At 71.4% G+C, this 6,022-nt stretch carries 6 protein-coding genes and 1 pseudogene; all 7 read left to right on the top strand.

The features are described 5' to 3' along the window. Positions 1 to 781 (top strand): annotated as a pseudogene (locus OOT08_RS04115) (hypothetical protein); the annotation flags it as partial. Between the two features lie 95 nt (positions 782 to 876). Continuing rightward, positions 877 to 1,917 (top strand): HAD-IIA family hydrolase, encoded by a 1,041-nt coding sequence (locus tag OOT08_RS04110; RefSeq protein ID WP_325091255.1) that lies wholly within the window; start codon positions 877 to 879, stop codon positions 1,915 to 1,917. A 42-nt stretch (positions 1,918 to 1,959) separates the two neighbouring features. Then, positions 1,960 to 2,151, top strand: coding sequence for a hypothetical protein (locus OOT08_RS04105; RefSeq protein WP_325091254.1), 192 nt, complete (start codon positions 1,960 to 1,962; stop codon positions 2,149 to 2,151). Beyond that, on the top strand, positions 2,141 to 2,956 hold the full coding sequence (locus OOT08_RS04100; protein WP_325091253.1) for a TlyA family RNA methyltransferase: 816 nt from the start codon (positions 2,141 to 2,143) through the stop codon (positions 2,954 to 2,956). Before OOT08_RS04105 ends, OOT08_RS04100 begins: the two co-directional genes overlap by 11 nt. Next, the gene (locus OOT08_RS04095; RefSeq protein WP_325091252.1) at positions 2,953 to 3,888 is read left to right on the top strand and encodes an NAD kinase; all 936 of its coding nucleotides are present in this window, start codon (positions 2,953 to 2,955) and stop codon (positions 3,886 to 3,888) included. Before OOT08_RS04100 ends, OOT08_RS04095 begins: the two co-directional genes overlap by 4 nt. Further along, the gene (gene recN / locus OOT08_RS04090) at positions 3,885 to 5,582 is read left to right on the top strand and encodes a DNA repair protein RecN (protein ID WP_325091251.1); all 1,698 of its coding nucleotides are present in this window, start codon (positions 3,885 to 3,887) and stop codon (positions 5,580 to 5,582) included. The genes OOT08_RS04095 and recN overlap by 4 nt, the downstream gene beginning before the upstream one ends. Positions 5,583 to 5,595: 13 nt before the next feature. Next, positions 5,596 to 6,022: AI-2E family transporter (locus OOT08_RS04085; RefSeq protein ID WP_442916165.1), on the top strand; the 427-nt coding region annotated here is incomplete at its 3' end.

Below are 6,022 nucleotides of genomic sequence, written 5' to 3'. Positions count from 1 at the left end.
TGGAGTCATCGCCGTTGACGCCGATACGGATCACACTCCCGAAGCGGACGCTCCTGACGCGACCGTGTCCGAGGCAGTCGTTTCCGAGGGAGTCGTGAGCGCACCTGAGCCCGTGGTCACCCCGGAGCCCGCCGCTGTGGAGGCCCCCGCGGTCGCTCCGGAGGAATCTGAGACGAAGGCAAAGGCTGAGCCGAAGGCCAAGGCTGAGCCCAAGGTGAAGGCTGAGCCCAAGGTGAAGGCTGAGCCGAAGGCCGAGGCTGAACCCAAGACTGAGGCAAAGGTCGAGTCGAAGGCAAAGGCCGAGCCCAAGGCAAAGGCTGAGCCGAAGACGAAGGCCGAGCCCAAGGCAAAGGCTGAGCCCAAGGTGAAGGCTGAGACGAAGACGAAGACGAAGGCCGAGCCCAAGGCAAAGGCCGAGCCGAAGACGAAGGCTGAACCCAAGACTGAGGCAAAGGTCGAGCCGAAGGCAAAGGCTGAGCCCAAGGTGAAGGCCGAGCCGAAGGCAAAGGCCGAGCCGAAGACGAAGGCCGAGCCCAAGGCAAAGGCCGAGCCGAAGACGAAGGCCGAGCCCAAGGCAAAGGCCGAGCCGAAGACGAAGGCCGAGCCCAAGACGAAGGCCGAGCCCAAGGCCGAGCCGAAGGCCAAGGCCGAGCCCAAGGCAAAGGCCGCTCCGAAGGCGAAGGCCACCCGTGAGCTGAAGCCGATCGCCGAACTCACCAAGGCCGAGCTGGCCGCGGACGCCGAGGCTGAGGTCGCCGAACTGCTGGGCGAGACCGAGTAAACCCGCACCAACCCGAAGCGCCCCGGGCGAACCCGGCATACCGGATTCGCCCGGGGCGCTATCGCGATTTCCCACCAGAACCCCAGGAGGACCCGATGGCCCTGTTCCGTTCCCGTTCCACCCCGTTCGGCCCCGCGCCGGTTGCGGGTCGCGAGCTGCTCCTCGCCGACCTGGACGGTGTCGTGTACAAGGGCGACGGGGCGATTCCCGGGGCCGTGGAGAGCCTGAACCGGGCTGCGGAGCAGACCCGGTTGGGGTACCTCACGAACAACGCCGCCCGAACGGACGCCACGGTCGCCGAGCACCTCAGCTCCCTCGGCCTGACCGCGACCGCTCGGGACGTCGTGACCTCTCCGCAGGCGGCGGTCGCGCTGCTGGCCGACATCGTTGCGCCGGGGGCCACGGTCTTCGTCGTCGGGGGAGAGGGCCTGACCGTCGAGGTCGAGCGCGCGGGGTACGTCGTGACGCGCAACGCAGACGACCGCCCGGCCGCGGTCGTGCAGGGCTTCGCGCCGCACGTTGGCTGGGAGCACCTGGCTGAGGCGGCCTTCGCGCTCGCCGAGCGGCCCGGAGAGCCCGAGGTGCCCTGGGTCGCGACGAACACGGACTGGACGATCCCCGTCGCCCGTGGGCTCGCGCCCGGGAACGGGACCCTCGTGTCCGCCGTGCATACCGCGGTCGCTCGGCTCCCCGTTTTCGCGGGGAAGCCGGAGGTGCCGATCTACGAAACCGCCTTCGAGCGCTTCGGCACCCGGAACGCGCTCATGATCGGGGACCGGCTCGACACGGACATCCAGGGCGCGGTCGCCGCGGGGATCCCCTCCCTGCACGTGCTGACCGGCGTTGATCGCCCGAAGCAGCTCATCGCGGCGGCGAAAAACATGCGGCCCGACTTCATCGTCGCCAGCCTCGACGAACTGCATGAGCCCTACCCGCAGACGGTCGTCCTCAAGGACGGCACCCATCAGGTGGGCCGGGCAAAGGTTCGGATGGACGGTCACGTCGCCACCGTCGTCGACGAGGGAGACGACCACCTCAACCTGGTGCGGGCTGGCTGCGCCGCGGTCTGGGCATCGGGCCTCGCGATCTACGGCCTCGTCGTGCCGGAGGTGCTCTACCGCGACGATTGGAGCTAAGCTTCCCCCCGCTCGGTCAGCCGAAGCCGGTACGCTAAAGGGGTGATCGACGCAGACGAACAGACCGAGCCCGCGAAGCCCCACGCCGCGGCCGAGCCGGACGAGGCCCTCGCGGATCTCCCGGCGCGGACGGCGCGGATCGAGACGTTGCCCCTCGCCGATCGCGCCCCGGCCTTCCTCGGCCTGCACGACGAACTGCTCGCTGAGCTGGAGGGCGGCGACGGTGAACGCTGAGGACCGCGCGCGGCTCGACCAGGCCCTGCCGCAGCGCGGCCTGGCCCGCTCCCGGAGCCACGCGGCCGAGCTCATCGCCGCCGGGCTGGTCCGGGTGGACGGCCGACCCGTCTCGAAGGCCTCGTTCCGAGTGCCCGCGGAGGCCCGGATCGAGGTCGACGGCGGCGACCACTACGTGAGCCGCGCCGCGCACAAGCTCCTCGCCGGGCTCGATGCCTTCGGTCTGGACGTGACCGGGCGGCTCTGCCTCGACGTCGGGGCGTCCACGGGCGGTTTCACACAGGTGCTGCTCGAACGGGAAGCCCTCGAAGTCCTGGCCATCGACGTCGGCCACGGCCAGCTCTCACCGCTCCTGGAGGCCGATCCCCGGGTGCGACTCGCGGAGGGGTTCAACGCGCGGAACATGACCCCGGAAACTCTCGCCGCGGCGACGGGGCAAGCCGCGTCCCCGACCCTCGTCGTCGGCGACCTCTCCTTTATCTCCCTGCCGCTCGTGCTCCCCGCGCTCGTGGCCAGCGCCGCCGAGGGGGCCGACTTCGTGCTGCTCATCAAGCCGCAGTTCGAGGTGGGCCGCACCGGCATCCGTGAGGGCATCGTGCACGACCCGGATCGCCGGGCGGACGCCGTCGCCGGGGTCCTCTGGGCCGCGTGGGACCTGGGCCTCGGCACCTGCGGGCTGATCGAATCGCCCATCGCGGGTGGCAACGGGAACCGGGAATACGTGGCGCACCTCCGGGCGGCGCACGGCGAGAACCCGAGCTCCTGGCGAGACACCGTCAACGAACTCACGAGAGGCACGGCATGACCCCAGCATCGCAACCGCCCGCGCAAGCCGGCCAGCGGCGCATCCTCGTCGTCTCGCACACCTCCCGGATCGAAGCGATCGAGGCCACGGTCGCCGTGGTCGCCGAGCTGATCTCCGCGGGCATTACGCCCGTGATGTCCCCGAGCGATCTGGCCGAGTTCGCGCCGCACCTTGACCTCACGGGAATTCTTGAGCTGGACGCTGAGGTCGCCCCCGAGGAGCTGGAGATCGCGATTGTGCTGGGCGGCGACGGCACGATTCTGCGGGCCGCCGAGCTCGTGCGCGACGCCGGTTGCCCCATCGTCGGGGTGAACCTCGGCCACGTCGGCTTCCTCGCCGAGGCCGAGAGCCACGACCTCGACATCACGGTGCAGCGGGTGCTCGACCGGGACTACACCGTCGAGGAACGGCTCGCCCTCGCGGTGACCGTCTCCCGGAACGGGGACACCCTCTACGAGACCTGGGCGCTCAACGAGGCGACGGTGGAAAAGAACGAGCGCATGCTCGAGCTGTCCATCGGCGTCGACGGGCGGCCCCTCACCTCCTACGGCTGCGACGGGGTGCTCCTGGCCACGCCCACCGGTTCGACCGCCTACGCCTTCTCGGGCGGCGGCCCGGTCGTGTGGCCCGGCGTCGAGGCTCTCCTGATGGTGCCCCTGGCCGCGCACACGCTCTTCAACCGCTCCCTCGTCGTCGGCCCGGACTCGGTGCTCCGGATCGAGGTCGACCAGCGCTCCGGGGCGGGCGCGATTCTCTGGGCAGACGGCCGACGCACCATGACGCTCCCCGCGGGGGCTGTGATCGAGGTGCGCCGGTCGCAGCGCCCCGTGAAGCTTGCACGGCTCGATGTCGCGCCGTTCACTGACCGACTCGTCAACAAGTTCCACCTGCCAGTCTCCGGCTGGCGCGGCCCGAAGGAGCAGCTCCGATGATCGATGAACTCGCCATCCGCGACCTTGGCGTGATCGCCGACGCCCGGCTCCCACTCGGCCCGGGGTTTACCGCGATCACGGGGGAGACGGGCGCGGGCAAGACGATGGTCGTGACCGCGCTCGGCCTGCTGATGGGGCAGCGCGCAGACGCCGGCACCGTGCGCACGGGCGCCGCCCAGGCGCGGGTGACCGGCATCCTGCACGTCCCCGAGGACGGGGCCGCCGCGGCCCTGGTGGACGACGCGGGCGGCGTGGTGGAGGACGGCGAACTCGTGCTGAGCCGCACCGTGAACGCCGAGGGCCGCAGCCGCGCCTCCGTTGGCGGCTCCGCCGCCCCGGTCGGGGTGCTCGGCAAGCTCGCCGAGCAGCTCTTCGCCGTGCACGGCCAGTCCGACCAGCTCCGGCTCAAGTCTCAGGCCGCCCAGCGCGAGGCCCTCGACCGTTTCGGCGGGCCGGAGCTTGCCGCGGCGCTGGCCGAGTATCGGGGCGCGTTCCAGACGCGGCAGGCCCTCGCCGCCGAGCACGACGAGCTCACGCGCGAGCGCACCGAGCGGGTCCGCGAGGCCGAGCGGCTCCGCGCCGAGCTCGCCGAGATCGACCAGGTCGAGCCGGTATCCGGGGAGCTCACCGAGCTGAGCGAGCGGCTCGACCGGCTCGGGAACAGCGAGGCGCTTCGCCAAGCTACCGTGACCGCGCACGAGGCGCTGTCGAGCGAGTCCGACGACCCCTTCCAGAAGGACGTGCGCGGGCTCATCGCCGACGCGCACCGGGAAATTGAGCGGGTCCGGGGCTTCGACCCGGCGCTGGTGCCGGTGCTCGACGCGCTCGACGCGATGCGCTTCCAGGCCGACGACCTCGCGGCAACGCTCGCGAGCTACTCCGGGGCGCTCGACGCCGAGGGGCCAGCCGAACTGGAACGGGCCAGCGAGCGGCTCGGCCTGCTCCAGAACCTGACCCGCAAGTTCGGCCCGGAGCTGGACGACGTCTTGGGGTACGCCGACTCCGGTCGGGTCCGCCTGGAGGAGCTCGACGGGGACGACGAACGCGTCGAGGAGCTCGCCGCCCTGCGCGAGGCCGCCGAGGCCGCCCTGGCTGCGGCGCGCGAGCGCCTGAGCGCCCTGCGCGTGGCCGCGGCCGCCGAGTTGGGGGAGCGGGTCACCCGCGAGTTGCACGCCCTCGCGCTGCCGGACGCCGCCTTCGAGGCGAGCGTGCAGCCGTTGGACGCGCCAGCCGGTCACGGCGGCGACGAGGTCCAGCTGCTGCTCCGCCCGCATCCCGGGTCTCCGCCCCGGCCCCTCGGCAAGGGCGCCTCGGGCGGCGAGCTCTCCCGCGTCATGCTCGCGATCGAGGTCGTCGTCGCGCAGGCGGACCCCGTGCCCACCTTCGTCTTCGACGAGGTGGACTCCGGGGTCGGCGGGGCCGCCGCGATCGAGATCGGCCGCCGCCTGGCCCGGCTCGCCGAGACCAGCCAGGTCATCGTCGTGACCCACCTCGCCCAGGTCGCGGCCTTCGCGAATAACCACCTGCAGGTCGTGAAGGACTCCGCGGGGGGCTTCACCGAGTCCAGCTGCACCCGGCTCGACGGCGACGCCCGGCTGGCAGAAATGGCGCGCCTGCTCTCGGGAATCACCGACTCCCAGAGCGCCCTCGAACACGCGGCGGAACTGCTCGCTCTCCGAGACTCCCGCGACTGATACTCTCGCAAGTATGAAGGCACGGTTCCTGCAGCGCATTCGGCGCGCCCCCTCCGAGGTCCCCCCGGCGACCGCCGCAGAGCAGACCGCTCAGGAGCACCCGGACGTGCTGCACGCGAACACCGCGCTCATGGACGCCGATACCCGGGAGATGTACCGGGACGCCGAGGAGGCCCAGGCCGAGCAGGCCGCCAAGGACGCCACCGATCCGCCCCAGAACCGCGAGTTCACCTTCAAACGACCCTTCCAGCTCGGCTTCACGGTCACCCTGGGGGCGCTCGCCGCGCTGCTGCTTGGGGACGCGATCGGGCAGCTGTCCTCGATCCTGATGTACACGGTCGGCGCGCTGTTCATTGCGCTCGGGCTGGACCCCATCGTGCGCTGGCTGAAGCGCAAGGGGCTGTCGCGCCCCCTCGGGATCGCGGTCGTGTTCGGTGGGT

This window comes from Leucobacter sp. M11 (genome assembly GCF_035726885.1).
In the GTDB taxonomy this organism is placed as follows: Bacteria; Actinomycetota; Actinomycetes; order Actinomycetales; family Microbacteriaceae; genus JAPFRB01.
The sequence above is the reverse complement of the archived record's forward strand: the minus strand, read 5'-3'. Positions and strand labels throughout refer to the sequence as shown.

Bases quoted from the DNA above. Each gene is read 5' to 3' on its own strand.
- OOT08_RS04110 (WP_325091255.1), top strand. From the start codon at position 877: ATGGCCCTGTTCCGTTCCCGTTCCACCCCGTTCGGCCCCGCGCCGGTT.
- OOT08_RS04095 (WP_325091252.1), top strand. From the start codon at position 2,953: ATGACCCCAGCATCGCAACCGCCCGCGCAAGCCGGCCAGCGGCGCATC.
- recN (WP_325091251.1), top strand. From the start codon at position 3,885: ATGATCGATGAACTCGCCATCCGCGACCTTGGCGTGATCGCCGACGCC.